This window comes from Lentimicrobium sp. S6 (genome assembly GCF_013166635.1).
GTDB lineage: Bacteria > Bacteroidota > Bacteroidia > Bacteroidales > UBA12170 > UBA12170.
In genome coordinates this window covers 42420-58475 of the sequence record NZ_JABKBZ010000005.1, presented here as the reverse complement: position 1 = coordinate 58475, position 16056 = coordinate 42420, and the positions used below count along the sequence as shown (strand labels likewise).

Below are 16056 nucleotides of genomic sequence, written 5' to 3'. Positions count from 1 at the left end.
ACTTATGATAAGAAACCAAAGATTAAGCTATTTCAACCAAAGTGATTTCCGGCTTGATTCCAACACGGCCTGGGAAGCCGATGGCACCAATTCCTCGGTTTACATTTAGATAGATTTCTGATTCCTTATTCTGATAAATTCCTGCCCAATGCTTATAAACATATTGTGCCGGACTCCATCTAAAAAGGCTCGATTCTATTCCAAATTGAAAGCCATGGGTATGTCCACTGAAAGTAATATCTATAGGCGTTTCTGAATGAATTACTATCTCGCTCCAATGGGTAGGATCGTGACTAAGGAGTAAATTGAGCTCCGCATTAGGGTTACTTTTAATGGCTTCATCCAAATCTCCTATGCGAGGAAATCGAGGATTCTTACTCCAATTCTCCACACCTATCACATTAAGAACACTACCTTGAATCTCCAAAGTTTCACTTTCATTTCTCAAAAGCTTCCAATCCATATTCTCGTAAAACTCCAATAAATCTGACCAGTTTTTTTCTTCTTCCGCTTGATCAGCCCATTTATGATAATGACCGTAATCATGATTTCCTAAAGAAGCATAAACACCTAATTTTGCTTTCATTTTGCTCAATTCCTCTTGAAATGGAAAAGCTTCAGCAGTTTGAGAATTCACCAAATCTCCTGTGAAGAAAATCAAATCTGCTTGTAAGCCATTAATATATTTAACAGCCTCCTCTAAAGGCGTTTTACTCACCCAAGTTCCCAAATGGAAATCAGAAATCTGCACAATTCTTAATCCTTTTAAGGCTTGTGAAGCTCTAGAGACTTTCAGTTGATGACGCCATATCTTGAAATTATAATTCCCATGAATCATACCAAATCCCATGGTTCCAAGAGCAATACCACCAAGTGATAATCCTGTATTAACTATGAACTTTCTTCTTGTAACTTCATTCCCTTTTATATTATCTGTTCTGTTTACATTCTGCTTTTTAAAAAGCATCTCTATCCACTTCACTATATCAGAAATAAACAGGAAAACAATGGGCAAAAGAAGGGAAACTATATAGGTAAATAATCCACCAATGAAGTATACCTTCAAAAAAGGAGGCCAATCGTCTAAACTATACTTGAGGAGGGCAATACTAGAAATACCCACCAATGCCATTGGCAACCAAAATAAAAAAACAAAAATGGTTTTCAAAATAGGAACTTGTTTTCTTACCCTCACATTAATCGCAGACCAAACATAGATACTTAATAATAGTAATATTGAAAAGTTAAGGAAAGGCTCCGCTAAAGCAGGCAGAAAAAACCAGAGCAAGGCAAAGATGATGATGATCCCTAAAATAAATAAGAGTGTGTTTCTTAGTTTCAAATGAGTTTATTTTGTGTTTTTGGCAAAAATAGTAAAAGCAATAAAGCCTAGAGTGGATTAAAGGTTTTTTAACCTATTTTGAAATACCTATTCTTTTATATGAGAGGAGCATATAACCGAGCGAAAGATTCAAAGACTTTGTTCTTCATCGGTCTTCTTTTCCATGCTCTGAGGTTAAGTTTTTCAGAATCGGACTTGTCTTTCTCAAATTGTTCAATGAGCTCCAGAGTAGAAGCCTGATCATAAATAAGGGCGCTGATTTCGAAATTTTGATAGAAGCTTCTGTAATCGAAATTGGCGGTTCCAATGATGCTTAGCAAGTCGTCAATCAAAAGAATCTTTGCATGAACAAAGCCTTTTTCATAGAAATAAACATGAATATCATGATATAATAATTGCTGCACATAGGAACGAGCAGAGTATTGCACAAAATAGGAATCCACAATTCCGGGGAGGATGATTTCTACTTTGACTCCACCGGAAGCAGCCGTCTTTAAAGCCATCAACAAAGATTCATCAGGAATAAAATAGGGACTCACCAAACGTATGGATTTCTTAGCGGTATTAATGGCCGTAAAGAAAGCGTGATGAATATTAGCACTTCCACTCTCTGGACTGCTACTGGCAATTTGTATATGACTTCCTGGAGGAGTTCCCACCGCAGGGAAATAGGGTTCTAAATCATCGTAAACATGTTTGGTTAAAGAAAACCTATCCACTAAGAATATGGCTTCCAACATCTTTACCGAATCCCCATGAATTCGAAGATGCGTATCTCTCCAAAAACCTTCCTCACCATAATCTACCAAGTATTTATCTGCCAAATTTATTCCACCTGTATAGCCAATATCACCATCAATCACCACAATTTTTCTATGGTTTCTATTATTGATTTTATTGGCCAAATTAGGAAATCGAACTGGGCGAAACAACAAAACCTCCACCCCATTCTCTTTCATTCTATTGAGATAGCTATCGCTAAGCTTACGGCTTCCAAGTCCATCGAGAAGCAAAACTACTTCTAGTCCTTGTTTGCTCTTTTCAACTAATATCTTGGTCACTTTCTCTGCGACTTCACCATCCTCTAAAATGTAATATTGTACATGTATGAATTTTTTTGCCGCTTTTAAGTCTTGATAAATGGAGCGATATACGTCTTTTCCATTATGATATAACTGAATATGGTTATTGGAGGAAAGAAAAGAGCTGTTGTTTTTGAGGAGCATGGACATGAGCTTATGAAACTCATTTAAATACCTATCTTCTACCAAATCGATATTTTCTAAAGCTTTGAGCTGGGTTTCACTAATCTCACTCATCTGAATAATTTCCTTGTTTCGCATACGTTTGAAAACCCATCTTTTAGTGGCTTTCTGCCCAAACAAAAAATAGAGGATGAGTCCCAAGAAAGGAATCATGACCAAGACCATAATCCAACTTAAGGTAGAAACTGGATTCCTATTTTGTAATAATGTTTTTGCTACCAAATAGATCACAAAAACATAAGCAATTACCACTGCAATAATGGAAATCCAGTCCCAAGCTACCGATTCAAAGAAAACAAATAGCACCATTTTTGTTTACAATTTTATTGTTTAGACCTTAACCAAGCAAATAATTTTTCTTTTTGAGCATCACTTAATTTAGCATTAGAATGCGTGATTAAATAACCTGGAATAGGCATTTCTCCTTCTTCCATCTCTTCTATCATCTCTTCAATAACATAAGCTCTATCTTCTAGGTCTATCTCTCCCCAGAAGTTCAGATTTATATTGTCACGACCATCCTCTACATGTTCTTCTAACATCCAACTCACTGGTGCAATATTCGAATACCAAGGCCAAATCGTTTCATTGGAATGACAGTCGTAACAAGACGAGCGAAGCATTTGTGCCACATCTTCTGGAGGATTCTCCATCACGATAAAATCGGAAGAGGAATCGAATTCGGGATTTGTTTTTTCGATCCCAACAAATTGTATGACCACAAATGCAGTAATTAATAGGATAAATAAGATTCGTAAAAATTTCATAACAAATGCTTTTTGGGTGAATAGCTAAATTAGTCATTTTTGGGGAAAGGGAGAGAAAGAAATTAAAATTACACTTTACAGAGGATTTATAGCAATTATTGTCATCAAATGAAATACAAGTTTTTAGATTATTTAATGAATGAATGTTAGAATGATAGAATAAATAAAACAGAGTTAACTATTAAATCATTCAAACATGTATTTTTACTCGTTAAAAGAAACGATCAAGTATTTAAAACAGGGCAAACGCATACTTTGTTAAAAAGCTATATTTAGAAGAAAATAGTTTAATCTATAGGTATAATGCTAGCGCGGAAATGTTTTCCGTGCGAAAATATTAACATTAAGGGATGTGTTTAAATCACACAGATTGCAAATCCGTGTTAGCTTTGGTATTTAAAATAAGTATTTGTCCCACAAACTATGGAGTACTCACACTAACTGGCAAAACTTTTCCATTATAGAATTTGGCTTTGGTGAGTGCGAAATCAGCAAGGTATTCTCCCATTTCAGTAGCGTTGAGTGGTGCCTGATAATCAGGGAAAGCAGAACGCAACATATCGGTATCTACCGCACCAAAAGCCAAAGCATTTACTGAAATCCCTTGTTCTACTAATTCTGCTGCTAGACTTTCTGTTAAAATACTCACCGCTCCTTTACTAGCAGAGTACAAACTCAAACCTGGAAACTTCATACTTCCTTGGAATCCTCCCATACTACTAATATTAACAATATGGCTCCCTTTGGGCATTAATGGAATACAAATTTTTGATAAATGAAAAACGCTTTTGGCATTGATCTGAAATTGAAGATCGAAGTCATCCTCCGTCATCTCCATAAAAGGCTTCACGACTAAACTTCCGGCATTATTAATGAGGAGGTCTACCGAATTAAAGTTCTCACCAATAAATTGCTTTAGTTTTTCATACTCACCATTGTTCAAGTCGAATGGGTAGATGAGTAATTCAGCACCAGCAGGAACTTCATCTTTCAGCTCCTCTAGTTTCTCAGCTGAACGAGCAATTACTAAAATCCTTATATTTTCCTCTTGAGCAAGTTTTAATGCTGCAGCTTTTCCAATACCTCTACTGGCTCCTGTTATGATGATGTTTTTCATGATGTTTTTGAGTTTTAAGTACTCTTCAAACTAAGTGATATATTTAAATTTAGAGTGAGATGAATTAATCGTAATGAAATCTGCATTTTAAAATCCTGATTTCTTCATCCTTTACTTGATAAATCAATCGGTGTTCTCCATCAATTCTTCTTGACCAATACCCCTTATACTTATGTTTTAAAGGTTCTGGTTTTCCCTTGCCAGAAAATGGGTGACGAGCGATTGCCTTTATAAGTTCATTTATTTTTTTGAGGTTCTTTTTGTCATACTTCTGCCAATATAAATAATCTTCCCATGACTCATCAACAAATATATACTTCATAGTTTATAAATGTTGGAAATCAAGGTTCAAGAATTTCTTTTTCAAAAGAATCGCCAACTTTCATTTTCTGAATGGCAGCGTCTAATCTTTTCTCATTACTTGCAGAAGACATTTCATGTTGAGTCGTTGTTAAAGCATTATACTCATCCAAAGACAAAACTACAACTCCGCTATCTTTTCCTCTATTAATAATTAGGGTTTCAAAATTCTGAGTGACTCGATCAAGATATTTCTTAATGTCTTTCCGGAAATCCGATATAGTTGCTGTTAACATATTACAATATTTTGTACAAATATATGTACGTAATATTGTAATATCAAGTTTAAAAATAATTTTAACAATAATTATTAGGAATGAGGAATATTACAAATAAATAGAATTATCCCTATCCTCTTTGGTGAAAGGCAGAATAGCCCTATGATAAATGCCTTGCACAAAAGCTATGGCCATTCCATAATTAGTTACTGGAACTCCTGCTTCAATGGCTGGCATTAATCTATTATGAACTTGTTTTTTAGTGATGACACAACCTCCACATTGTATGACAATGGCATAATCTGTAATTTCTCCTGGCACCTGATCTAAACCAGAAACCACGGTATACTCTAATTTCTTGCCACTAAACTGATCGAGCCAGCGAGGGATTTTCACTCGACCAATATCATCACAGGATACGTGATGGGTGCAAGATTCTAAAAGAAGAATCTTATCTCCATCTTTTAATTCACCGAGCTGATAAGTTCCTTTTAAATAATGCTCAAAGTTTCCTTTTTGCCTCGCTAAAACAATACTAAAGCTGGTCATGGGAATATCATTTGGCACCGAACCATCCACTTTCAAGAACACCTGACTATCTGTTACCACTAGTGCTGGCTTCGGACTCATTTTACTGATGTGCTCGTCTAGCTCTCGCTCTTTTAATACTACTGCCACAGCATCATTATCCAAAATATCTCTAATCAACTGAACTTGAGGAAGAATCAAACGCCCTTCTGGAGCTTCATCATCAATAGGTGTGACCAATAATACAGTATCACCAGCCGAAATTAAATCTCCAATTAAGGTATTCGATTGATAAGCGGATTCTGGAATATTCTTCCGCATTTCTTCTATCAATCGTTCCAAATTATCGGCCTTTAAGCAGCTAAATGGGATTAGGTTTCCACCTACTCGTGCTTCTGTTTCTTTTAAAAATGCATCAGAAATGGGATATTGATCCGTTTTATTATGAACCACTATAAAATTAACATCCTTCTTCTGAAATTTATTGACTAAATCCTCCTCAAAAGCATCCCAAGCATTATTGGTAATCACAAGCACAGCCAAATCCATATTGGGAATGGTCTGCATACTTTTCTTTATTCTTTGCTTCCCTAAATCTCCAGTATCATCAATTCCAGCAGTATCTACCAAAACCACTGGGCCAATGCCATCAATTTCCATGGATTTCTTAACTGGATCTGTAGTCGTTCCGGCTACATCGCTAACTATGGCAATATCTTGATCTGCTAAGCAATTAATAAGCGAACTCTTACCATTATTTCTTCTTCCGAAAATACCTATATGTGGTTTTTGATCTTTTCCTTTTGACATCTTATATTATTGTATGATAAATCTTTTTAGCTTTTTTTGATTGCCCCTTACCCTAAAGGCTACCTGGCTAAAGCAGTTAGACAGGGGAGCAGAAAAAGCCAACACTCTTTATTCTTTAAGAAATTACATTAAATCTTTTATGGAGAATCCTAAAGCGGTTAAACTTTCCGGTTTCATCATCTCTTTCAGCTTTTCTTCGCCAAGTAAGTTCAATTCTTGATTGGCTTGAAAAATACTGGTCTGCTTTTGCTTCATCAATTTTGCCATTTCAGCGGCTTTATGATAGCCGATTAAGGGACTTAAAACCGTAGTTAAGGAAGCGCTTTTATAAAAATCCTCCTCCGAGTTTTGCGTATCAATTTTTATACCGTGAAGCAAGTTTTGCTCTAAACTCTGATTAGCAGCAATTAATAATTTCAGGTTCTCTAATAAAGCATTACCAATCGACGGTAAATAGGCATTGAGCTCAAAGTCACTTTTTGCAGATAGATTACTTATCAACATATCATTACAATAAACTTGATGCATGCTAGAAATGATAAACTCAGGAATTACAGGATTCACTTTTCCGGGCATTATAGAGCTGCCAACCTGTCGTTGTGGAATACTAAAATTAGGCTTAGTGATATCTGAAGCTAGGAGGCGCATATCGTTTGCCATCTTCTCTAAATTCACAGCATGAGCTTTAAGAATAGCACTCACCTCCACATATGAATCAAGATTAGAGGTGGCATCTCCGAGGTTTTCACCTCGGCTGATGGGAAGCTTGGTTAAATCTTTTAATTGCTGGACGACTTCCATAATAAAATATCGAGGAACAGATACCCCAGTACCAATAGCCCCACCACCTAAATTTACAACTTTAATTCTTTCCCATGATTTGCTAACCCTCCACCAATCACGACTCAATGCATCGCTATAAGAAGAGAAAAGACGACCATAGGTGGAAGGGACAGCCTCTTGAAGCTGAGTATAACCCAAGCGAGGAATACTTCTAAACTCGTTCTCTACTCCTTCCATTGCTTTCCTACTTTTATTGATGGCCTCCTCTAATTTTTTCAACAATTTCATGAGACTTACCTTTAATGCTGTTGGAATGACATCGTTGGTAGATTGATATATATTAGCTTGTTCAATAGGATCAATTGTCGAATAATCACCTGTTTGATGATTCATTATTTGTAAAGCCCTATTGGCAATAATTTCATTTACATTTAAATTAATACTAGTGCCAGCACCACCTTGAACAGCAGGAATAATAAAGTGATCGAAATGTTTGCCCAGAGCAACTTCTTCAGCTGCTTTTTGCAGAGATTCAATGGAGGAATCTCCCATAAAATGAATAGGTAAATCAGTAGTGGGAATTCCTTTTAAAACTAATTTTTTAAAGTTTTTATAAGTTTGATAGCAGGCCCGTTTTACTTCACCAACTGCCTGGTACCATTCCTGATGGAAAGCGCTTTGATTCGGGAAGTTCTGACGAGCTCTAACCGAGTGAATTCCATATAGATATTTGTCTTCAATTTCTACTTCACCTAAAAAATCTTTTTCTTTTCTCATATTCCTTATTATGAAACAAAATTACAAATAATCCATGGGGAAAAACCCATGCCAACATTTAAAAAAATCCCTAGCTGAATTCACAACTAAGGATTTTTAATATCAAATCGATATATTGAGGTGTTTAGATAAGTACTTATTCTAAACTAGAAAATAAATACCTAACATCATGATATGTAATCTTTTTCCGTTTTCCCCAGCCCCAAGGGGAGCGAAAAAAGAATGCTCAAAAACAATTAGCTCTACAATTTATTAGAAAACAAACTTATAACGTATCGAACTAAATACCATTAAGTTAAGTAAATAATTGAACACCTCAATCGATTTATTATTTCTCAATTATAATTTTCTTAAACATATTAAAGTCACCTGAAGTCACATTGATTAGGTATAAACCATTATCGAGATCAGATAAATTGAGTTGATAAGTCCCTGGAGATTGACTATTAATATTAGTCTCATACACCAAAGCACCTGCCGGGGAATAAATATGAACCTGATAATCACCAGGATTGGTCATCAATTCAATATTGAATAATCCATCCGATGGATTTGGATAGATATTGAAAGTTAGTTTTTCTCTGTCATCAATTCTTACAGGATAAGCAGTATTTACAAATTCATGAGAAATAAACTCACCAAACCAACTTTCGAGATTGGCGACCAATGAACCATCCATGGTTCTTAATTTAATATGCCCAGTTCCGTGATTCGAAGGCCAATTATACATTCCATCCCCACCAGTATCATAAGCAATGTATTTATAACAACCCAGGTCAAGGTTTAAAGTATCATAATGAATAGTACTGGCTTCGAACTGCGTTCTATAATAAACAATATTGCCATCCATGTCATGAACTTCGTAGCTGTTTTCGAATGGGCGAGTATTGGTTTTGAACTCAATGATAATTTGTTGAGCATATTCATCAACCACTTCAAAAGTTGAGGTATTGATATTATTATGTTCGTATTCATCCACTTCGCTTGAAATAGTTACATTGAATCTTTTATTTGATGCTCCAAAGAATTCATCTCTGTCAACTGTTGGCAGTTCTACAATTTCTTCTTGCAAGAACTCTAAGCTTCCTTCCCAAGTATAGTTGTACTCAGTCATTCCTTCAATTCCATATGTAATGTTTAGAGTAGTTAAATTCTCTGCTCCTGTATTTTTAATACGGATGATTGGATTTCCACAAATAGGATTGAAACGACCATTTTCTTTGAACTTATTAGGTGCTATGATTTCTTCGATGCTGGCATCGTTGGCAAAATTTGGTTCATCATAGCTCACAAAGAAAATTTCTGTCACATAGTTTCCATAAGGGTCTTCTTCAATATTATAATCTACATTTACTTCCGTATCAACTCCTACATTTACAAATGGAGTAATATCAAAGTTTTGTTGTTTGCCGGCCATTCCAGGACACCAACCCGCTCTATCATAGAACCATGTTCCACCTTGTGGATATAAAGCATTTTCACCACATTCTTGAATGATATCCCAACTGTATTCTTCATTTCCATTTACATGAACGGAGTGAACATTTGAACAAAACTCACCACAGTTGGCACCGCTGCCAAAACCATGACCTGTAACCGTGGTTTTAAAAGTAAACATTTTGGCTTCCGGAAGTAACTCTACAGCAGTATCGATAATTACATTATCAAAATTGCTTAAAGAAACATTCTTAGAATACAATTTCTTGGTTTCTAAAACATCTCTTGGTGGTGTTCCTTCAACAAAATAAAATTTCATGTCCAATAATTCTTGGAAATTCCCTGCACTGATATGTACATTATCTCCTTGTAATAAATGCTGAAAATCGGTTACGTCATAAACCCAAGTCCACCCATCGGCACCTAATGATAGGTTATTTCCATAAGGAGTAATAAACCTGCCAATTTCCCAAGGAATTAATATCTCAACACCTGGTTCGCTTGTGTTATATTCAATCATTTCTAATGTTAATTCAACATCTGGCTCTACCATTGAAGAATCTGTTGCTATACCATTCTCATCATATTGATAATGATTATAATAGGCTGGATAAACAAATAATTCTTCGTCAACTACAGGTGTTGCACCTGCTGATTCTTGAATATAAGTAGTTAATTGTGTTTGTCCTTGAGGGAATGAATCAATTACTAAATTAGTAGTGATGGTATAATCCGAAGAGTTACGATTAAACTTCACTTGAGGTCGTTCTTGTGAGCTGGTAAAATCCTTTACTCGTTGACCATTATAATCTACTACATCAGGAACTCCTTGCACCGTTGCAGCTTCACTATTCATCACATCAGAAGTTTGTAATCCATCTAACTCATCAAACTGATAATAAATTTTTAAGAATTCATAATCAGGATGTGAAGCATCAATATCTTTATACATCCAAGCAGCAATGGTTTCCTCCTCTAGAGACTTAGACCAAACCTGAACTTCATCTATTTTTCCATCATAATAACTCCCTCCAATATTCTTTCCAATTAAAAGGGTATCAATTGCGCCAATAGTCATGAATTTACCAGTACTAGAATGCCAGAGCTCGCCATTCAAAAAGATTTTCATTTGGCCTAGAGCGGCTTTTTTAGTGAAAGCCCAATGGTTCCATTTACCTCTATATTGCTCAGCATTATCTGCTGTTTTATCAATTCTATCATAATGTGCAGCAGTTCCAGCATCCCAATAAACACGACCATCACTCCAAGGAAGATGTATATTTAAAATTCGTGCTCCATTTGCATCTTTGGCTTCAAAAATACCATCACTTTGAGGCTGTTCTGGGCCACCAAACTGCCAAAAAGAAATGGTAACCTCTTCTTCTAAATCAGTTAGATTATCAACCGGAGCACTTACTAAATCGGGGCCATTAAAATTAAAACAATAGTCATCGTGAGAGGATAGTAGTGTACAATTCCATGCCAAAGTGGAACCCTTAACCGTAGTTGCTGTATTCCCATTTGGAGAAGCAAAATTGATATCCACTATCATATTAGAACTACCATCCCACGTGAAAAAATCAGTGAAATCAAAATTCACCCAACCCGTTTCTGTAATTTCTGAATTCTTAGCATAAACCGTCGTAAAATCAGTATCCTCTACATATCCACTGAGTTCATTATCAGAAGTCGCTTTGATTCTAATATTCACTCTTTGCATGGCATCTCCAAGGCTATTCACATTAAATTGTATGCCTGTAATTTCTCCAACAGTTAATCCAGACGCACTTAATTCATCGGCTCTAAACAGGTAAAAAGCTCTGGAATCGGATTCTGCAGCGTTAAACGGATGAGATAAATTTGAAGAGCCTGTACCTAGTTCATATTCCGATTGACTAGAACTATTAAAAACGATTTCATTTTCAAATCTGGATTGATATTTCCAAGAGACTTCATTCATATAATCAAAGGTAGCAGGAGTTAATCCGCCTTGCCCTCCAACGATATAACTAGGATGATAGCCTATTCCAGTATGTTCCATCACTTTGAGATAAGACAAATAATCCCACTCCCCACAAGCTGGATTTTGCGAATCATCACATTTCAAATTATAATGGACAAATACTTTAGAAAATTCTTTATCATCAACAGCAGAAAAATCAAAATATCCTTCTCGAGGTGCCAACCAACCAGAACCCGGTGGAAAGCCTTCATATTCGATGGTTTGTATCATGATAGTATCGCCAGGTCCTGCCATGGATTGAAATCCCAGCAAAACTGAAAAAACGAATAATAAAATAGAGTTAGTGTGTTTCATTATAGTGATTTGATTGTGACTTGAATATTAAATAGAGAATTCAAAGATAGTGGAAATATTCTTCTTTTTATTGCCCAGGAATTCAAAATTCCGGTACTTTGTAACCAATTTGAATATTTTAACTCTAAAGGATAAAACAATAAATATGAACTTTCTTGGAAACCTTATTTGGCTAATTTTTGGTGGATTGCTTGTTGCCATTCAATATTTTGTTTCATCTTTATTAATGATGATTACTATTATTGGCATTCCATTTGGCATACAAACCATGAAACTTGGAATATTGGCACTTTGGCCTTTTGGAAGCGAGGTTAGAAGTACTCCTTCATCTGGAGGCTGTTTATATACTCTTTTTAATATTATTTGGATTTTTATTGGAGGTATTTGGATTGCTCTCACTCATTTATGTTTCGGAATATTATTGGCCATTACTATCATTGGAATTCCATTTGCTCGTCAGCATTTTAAGATGGCTGGTTTGGCCCTAACGCCATTTGGAAAAGAAATCGTATAGTCTTTTCAAGAAATCTCCGATAACTTCGTTATGCTCATCTTATTTGCCAATCATTTACGAAAGTAAACACTTGACAACTAAGACTCACAAGCCTTGTTCTCGAAGATTTCTTATCCAAGCCATCGTATAATTGTAGTTTTCTTGCAAGCACAATATAGATTCTGAACCATTAGCGTCCTAATTATTATTAAAGATTCCTCGCTACGCATCGGAATGACAGGTGTTTTGGCAACTCATAAGGAAGAAGGGCTTTGCATTTTTCAATGCCAAAAGCAAAGCCCTTCTTCCTTCCTGTCAAATTCTAACACCCTGTCATCTGAGCGTAATGAAATGAAGTGAAGAATCTTTTTTAATACAGAACTTCTTTTGGACAGTATTGATTCTGAACTAATAAGAAACCTATAAATCGGTATACTTCCATTTTGAACCAGTCATCTTAATGATATCAACCGGAGCTTCAGATTTAAAATAGTTCGCAAGCCTTTTGTCACACGACAGACTCAACCTTTATTTTTCTGACTAAGTACAACAACATAAAATTTTCATCCAGAGACCAATTAACAGCAATCCTTTTCAATTTCAAACTCCGCTAGACAAATTTGTCTACAATCCTTATCAAATAAAGAAATAATTACAAATGTCGGGTGAATGTCGGGTGAAATAGCTAACTTGGTCGGGTGATTTGGGGATACATTTGTCCTCAAAAAACGATATGGAAATGATAGGACAAAAAATCAAAGAATTAAGATTATTAAAAGGCTATACTCAAGAAGATTTAGCTGAGAAAACGAAATTGAGTGTTCGTACCATTCAGAGGATTGAAAATGGTGAAGTAGATCCTAGGACTTATACATTAAATCTATTGGCAGAAGCATTAGATGTAGCTTTGGAAGAGTTCACGAGTGAAATCGTAGAAAAAGAAAAGCAGAATGCTTCACCTGTAGACCATACTCAGTGGTTGGCACTTCTACATTTGAGCGGTCTGTTTGTTATGATTTTCCCTCCTCTTATTCTATTTATCTGGAAAAAACCTGAAATTCCAGAAATGCAGAGTCACTTTAGAGATGTCATGAATTTTCAATTGAGTTTGCTCATATATTTATTAGGTTCTTTGGTTCTAGTCATGGCTGTGATTGGAGTAGTTTTATTACCACTCATAGGCTTGTTTAGTACTGCAATTATCATACTTAATACTATAAAAGTGATGAATGGGGATCCATATAAATATCCACTAACTATAAAGTTTTTAAAATAGAGAATCACTATAAAATAGATTCCAAATTCCTAAATCATGGTGCAAAGCAAATAATATCCGATATTTGCCGCAAAATCATATTTAATGAATATTCTTGTGATCAATCATTATGCTGGAACTCCAGATTTAGGAATGGAATTTAGACCATATTTCATGGCTAAAGAATGGATTGCTATGGGGCATGACGTAACTATTCTAGCATCTAACCAATCTCATATTAGAGCACATCAACCAGAAGTAAAAAAAGATTTTGAGGAAGTTATTTTAGATGGGATAAGGTATGTTTGGGTAAAGACAAGACCTTATGAAGGAAATGGAGTTAAACGTGTTTTAAATATTTTTGATTTTGTAAGAAAAATATACTCTCGCTCTAAACAAATTTCAAAACAATATCAACCCGATATAGTAATTGCCAGCTCCACTTACACTTCTGATAATTATGCCGCCAGAAGAATAGCCAAATTAGCCAAAGCCAAATATGCTTATGAGGTTCACGACTTATGGCCTTTATCCCCCATAGAACTAGGAGGAATGTCAAGAAAACATCCTTTCATTATGGCCATGCAACATGCTGAAGACTTTGCATATAGACATTCCGACATCATCATCTCCATGCTTCCCAAAACTCAAGATTATATGAAATCGAGAGGATTGGATTTAAAGAAATGGCATTACGTTCCCAATGGTTTTTCAGTTGAAAACTGGAATAAGAGACAGAAGTTAAATCCTAAAACCCGAAAGAGTATTACCGAAATTAAAACAAAATTTTCCAAAATACTGGCTTACACCGGAACTTTGGGTTTAGCAAATGCTTTGGATACTTTGTTAGATGCTTGCCATAAAATAGACTCTTCTGTAGCTGTTGTTATTGTAGGAAAAGGGCCTGAGAAAGAAGTTTTAGAGCGCAGAATTGAAAAAGAAAATCTTTCAAATTGCTTCATTCTTGACAGCGTCACTAAGAATGAGATTCCAGAGCTATTATCGTTATTCGATTTCTTATTTATCGGGTTAAAATATCAACCCTTATTCCGTTTTGGAATTAGTCCTAATAAGATGATTGATTATATGATGGCTGCCAAACCTGTAATTCAGTCTATTGACGCTGGTAACAATATGGTTGAAGATGCCCAATGTGGCATTAGTATTCAACCAGAAGATTCAGCTGCTATAGTGAAGGCAGTAGCCCATCTTATTCAGCTCCCAGAAACAGACTTATTAAAATTGGGAAAGAATGGTAGACGCTTTGCAGAACAGCATCACGATTATCGTTTCCTCGCAAAGAAGTTTATAGATATTATTTCTGAATAATTGCTTACCTTTCTTTTGTTCTCATGAGAACAAAGAAAATAAAACTATTAAAGAAAGTAAAAAACATTACCCCAGCTTGCCGCTCCAACATACTCTCTACCAAAATATTGAATGCCACGGTTACAGCTAAACCCATATAAAGAAGATTCCGTTCCTTAAACCCTATTACAAAAGGGAATATAACATTGGCTAGCAATACCAACAAACCAAAAATGCCAAGAGCAATAGCTGTTTGCAAATACTGAGAATGCGAATTATAAGTCATTTCACCATCTTTCAGAAAACCCTCTTTCTTTAATTCCTCATTATATACTGTTTCTACATCTCCCGTTCCAACACCTAATAAGGGTTGTTTTATGATTGTTTTAAAGGCTATTTTCCATAGGCTTAATCTAGCAGCAGTTGATTCTTTGGTATTATCAACCTCCCCCCTTTGTTCTATAGTTTGAGTAGCAGAATCAAAACGATCAGAGCTTTTAGGGATAATAACAATAGCTACTAAATATATGAGGACAAAACTGAGAAATATACTTATGCCTTTTTTAATGTTCTTCCGAAATACCACAACATCAAACACCGCTAATATTGCTAAAAACCCAGCTGTTAAAATAGCAGCTTTCGATTGAACGAGAAACAAAATAATAAGAAACCAAGGAAGCAAAGCCAATTGCAATATTCTACTCTTCTGCCCCATGGAGTCTTTATCTCTAATCCATTGATTTAGTATGATTAGAACCCCCATATTAACATATAAACCATAATAAGAAGGATGCTGAAAAAACACGAATTTGGTATAATAAAACACACTGGGATCAGAATGACTTTGGTAGCTTAATATTGCATTTACAAAACAAAATAGTGTACTACCAAACAAGATAAAAACATAGGAATTTAGAATCTTTCGAAGGTCTTTTCCTTTAAATAAATCGTTTGGAAATATTCCATAGGTCAAAGGGAAAAGCAAAAATGAAGATTTCAACATTACATCGAGCCAACCGTCATTTTTATTTGTGGTATAAGCCATCCCCAGCAGATAACTAAAAAACAAGGAGCTAAACAACAAAACATGCCATTTATTCTTATTCAAATTCACCAAACTTTGCTTAGCACCATTATAGGACAAAATGGTAAGAAAGCTAAGAATAGCCACTGATGGCAATAGGTGCCAAAAAGGAGAGATACTAAGTAATAAGAAACCTAATATCAAGAAGATGATGAGGTTTTTATAAATAGTTATTCTTTGTAAATCTTTCATTAA

At 35.3% G+C, this 16056-nt stretch carries 13 protein-coding genes; 3 read left to right on the top strand and 10 right to left on the bottom strand.

The window, feature by feature from the left end; translation table 11 throughout:
- Positions 1-22: 22 nt before the first annotated feature.
- The 9 genes from HNS40_RS03440 to HNS40_RS03400 all read right to left on the bottom strand — a co-directional run bounded on the left by HNS40_RS03440 (position 23) and on the right by HNS40_RS03400 (position 11721).
- A complete protein-coding gene (locus HNS40_RS03440; protein WP_172277683.1) occupies positions 23-1342 on the bottom strand; it encodes a metallophosphoesterase in 1320 nt (439 codons plus the stop codon).
- Positions 1343-1437: 95 nt separating this feature from the next.
- Positions 1438-2916 (bottom strand): cardiolipin synthase, encoded by a 1479-nt coding sequence (cls, locus tag HNS40_RS03435; RefSeq protein ID WP_172277681.1) that lies wholly within the window; start codon positions 2914-2916, stop codon positions 1438-1440.
- A 14-nt stretch (positions 2917-2930) separates the two neighbouring features.
- Positions 2931-3374, bottom strand: a complete 444-nt coding sequence (locus HNS40_RS03430; protein ID WP_172277679.1) for a heme-binding domain-containing protein — start codon at positions 3372-3374, stop codon at positions 2931-2933.
- A gap of 421 nt (positions 3375-3795) precedes the next feature.
- Positions 3796-4491 (bottom strand): SDR family oxidoreductase, encoded by a 696-nt coding sequence (locus HNS40_RS03425; RefSeq protein ID WP_172277677.1) that lies wholly within the window; start codon positions 4489-4491, stop codon positions 3796-3798.
- A gap of 64 nt (positions 4492-4555) precedes the next feature.
- Positions 4556-4813 (bottom strand): Txe/YoeB family addiction module toxin, encoded by a 258-nt coding sequence (locus tag HNS40_RS03420; protein ID WP_172277675.1) that lies wholly within the window; start codon positions 4811-4813, stop codon positions 4556-4558.
- Positions 4814-4832: 19 nt separating this feature from the next.
- Positions 4833-5087: a type II toxin-antitoxin system Phd/YefM family antitoxin gene (locus HNS40_RS03415; RefSeq protein ID WP_172277673.1), complete on the bottom strand. Its 255-nt coding sequence runs from the start codon at positions 5085-5087 to the stop codon at positions 4833-4835.
- Between the two features lie 90 nt (positions 5088-5177).
- Positions 5178-6407: a [FeFe] hydrogenase H-cluster maturation GTPase HydF gene (gene hydF / locus HNS40_RS03410; RefSeq protein ID WP_172277671.1), complete on the bottom strand. Its 1230-nt coding sequence runs from the start codon at positions 6405-6407 to the stop codon at positions 5178-5180.
- Positions 6408-6530: 123 nt separating this feature from the next.
- Positions 6531-7967 carry a lyase family protein gene (locus tag HNS40_RS03405; protein WP_172277669.1) on the bottom strand — a complete coding sequence of 479 codons (1437 nt, stop codon included), beginning with the start codon at positions 7965-7967 and terminating at the stop codon, positions 6531-6533.
- A gap of 328 nt (positions 7968-8295) precedes the next feature.
- A complete protein-coding gene (locus HNS40_RS03400) occupies positions 8296-11721 on the bottom strand; it encodes a T9SS type A sorting domain-containing protein (protein WP_172277667.1) in 3426 nt (1141 codons plus the stop codon).
- Between the two features lie 145 nt (positions 11722-11866).
- Here HNS40_RS03400 and HNS40_RS03395 point away from each other — a divergent pair, with 145 nt between their 5' ends.
- The 3 genes from HNS40_RS03395 (at position 11867) to HNS40_RS03385 (ending at position 14798) form a co-directional block, all read left to right on the top strand.
- Positions 11867-12235 carry a YccF domain-containing protein gene (locus HNS40_RS03395; RefSeq protein ID WP_172277665.1) on the top strand — a complete coding sequence of 123 codons (369 nt, stop codon included), beginning with the start codon at positions 11867-11869 and terminating at the stop codon, positions 12233-12235.
- Between the two features lie 718 nt (positions 12236-12953).
- Positions 12954-13490 carry a helix-turn-helix domain-containing protein gene (locus HNS40_RS03390; RefSeq protein ID WP_172277663.1) on the top strand — a complete coding sequence of 179 codons (537 nt, stop codon included), beginning with the start codon at positions 12954-12956 and terminating at the stop codon, positions 13488-13490.
- Between the two features lie 84 nt (positions 13491-13574).
- Entirely contained in the window at positions 13575-14798 is a 1224-nt protein-coding gene (locus HNS40_RS03385) for a glycosyltransferase family 4 protein (RefSeq protein WP_172277661.1), read from the top strand.
- Between the two features lie 4 nt (positions 14799-14802).
- On the opposite strand, the gene HNS40_RS03380 is transcribed toward HNS40_RS03385, so the two are convergent.
- Entirely contained in the window at positions 14803-16053 is a 1251-nt protein-coding gene (locus HNS40_RS03380) for an O-antigen ligase (RefSeq protein ID WP_172277659.1), read from the bottom strand.
- Positions 16054-16056 lie beyond the last annotated feature (3 nt).

Excerpts from the sequence above, each read along its gene's own strand:
- HNS40_RS03420 (WP_172277675.1), bottom strand. The coding sequence starts at position 4,813 with ATGAAGTATATATTTGTTGATGAGTCATGGGAAGATTATTTATATTGG.
- HNS40_RS03385 (WP_172277661.1), top strand. The coding sequence starts at position 13,575 with ATGAATATTCTTGTGATCAATCATTATGCTGGAACTCCAGATTTAGGA.
- cls (WP_172277681.1), bottom strand. The coding sequence starts at position 2,916 with ATGGTGCTATTTGTTTTCTTTGAATCGGTAGCTTGGGACTGGATTTCC.
- HNS40_RS03430 (WP_172277679.1), bottom strand. The coding sequence starts at position 3,374 with ATGAAATTTTTACGAATCTTATTTATCCTATTAATTACTGCATTTGTG.
- HNS40_RS03380 (WP_172277659.1), bottom strand. The coding sequence starts at position 16,053 with ATGAAAGATTTACAAAGAATAACTATTTATAAAAACCTCATCATCTTC.
- HNS40_RS03400 (WP_172277667.1), bottom strand. The coding sequence starts at position 11,721 with ATGAAACACACTAACTCTATTTTATTATTCGTTTTTTCAGTTTTGCTG.
- HNS40_RS03395 (WP_172277665.1), top strand. The coding sequence starts at position 11,867 with ATGAACTTTCTTGGAAACCTTATTTGGCTAATTTTTGGTGGATTGCTT.
- hydF (WP_172277671.1), bottom strand. The coding sequence starts at position 6,407 with ATGTCAAAAGGAAAAGATCAAAAACCACATATAGGTATTTTCGGAAGA.
- HNS40_RS03390 (WP_172277663.1), top strand. The coding sequence starts at position 12,954 with ATGATAGGACAAAAAATCAAAGAATTAAGATTATTAAAAGGCTATACT.
- HNS40_RS03415 (WP_172277673.1), bottom strand. The coding sequence starts at position 5,087 with ATGTTAACAGCAACTATATCGGATTTCCGGAAAGACATTAAGAAATAT.
- HNS40_RS03425 (WP_172277677.1), bottom strand. The coding sequence starts at position 4,491 with ATGAAAAACATCATCATAACAGGAGCCAGTAGAGGTATTGGAAAAGCT.
- HNS40_RS03405 (WP_172277669.1), bottom strand. The coding sequence starts at position 7,967 with ATGAGAAAAGAAAAAGATTTTTTAGGTGAAGTAGAAATTGAAGACAAA.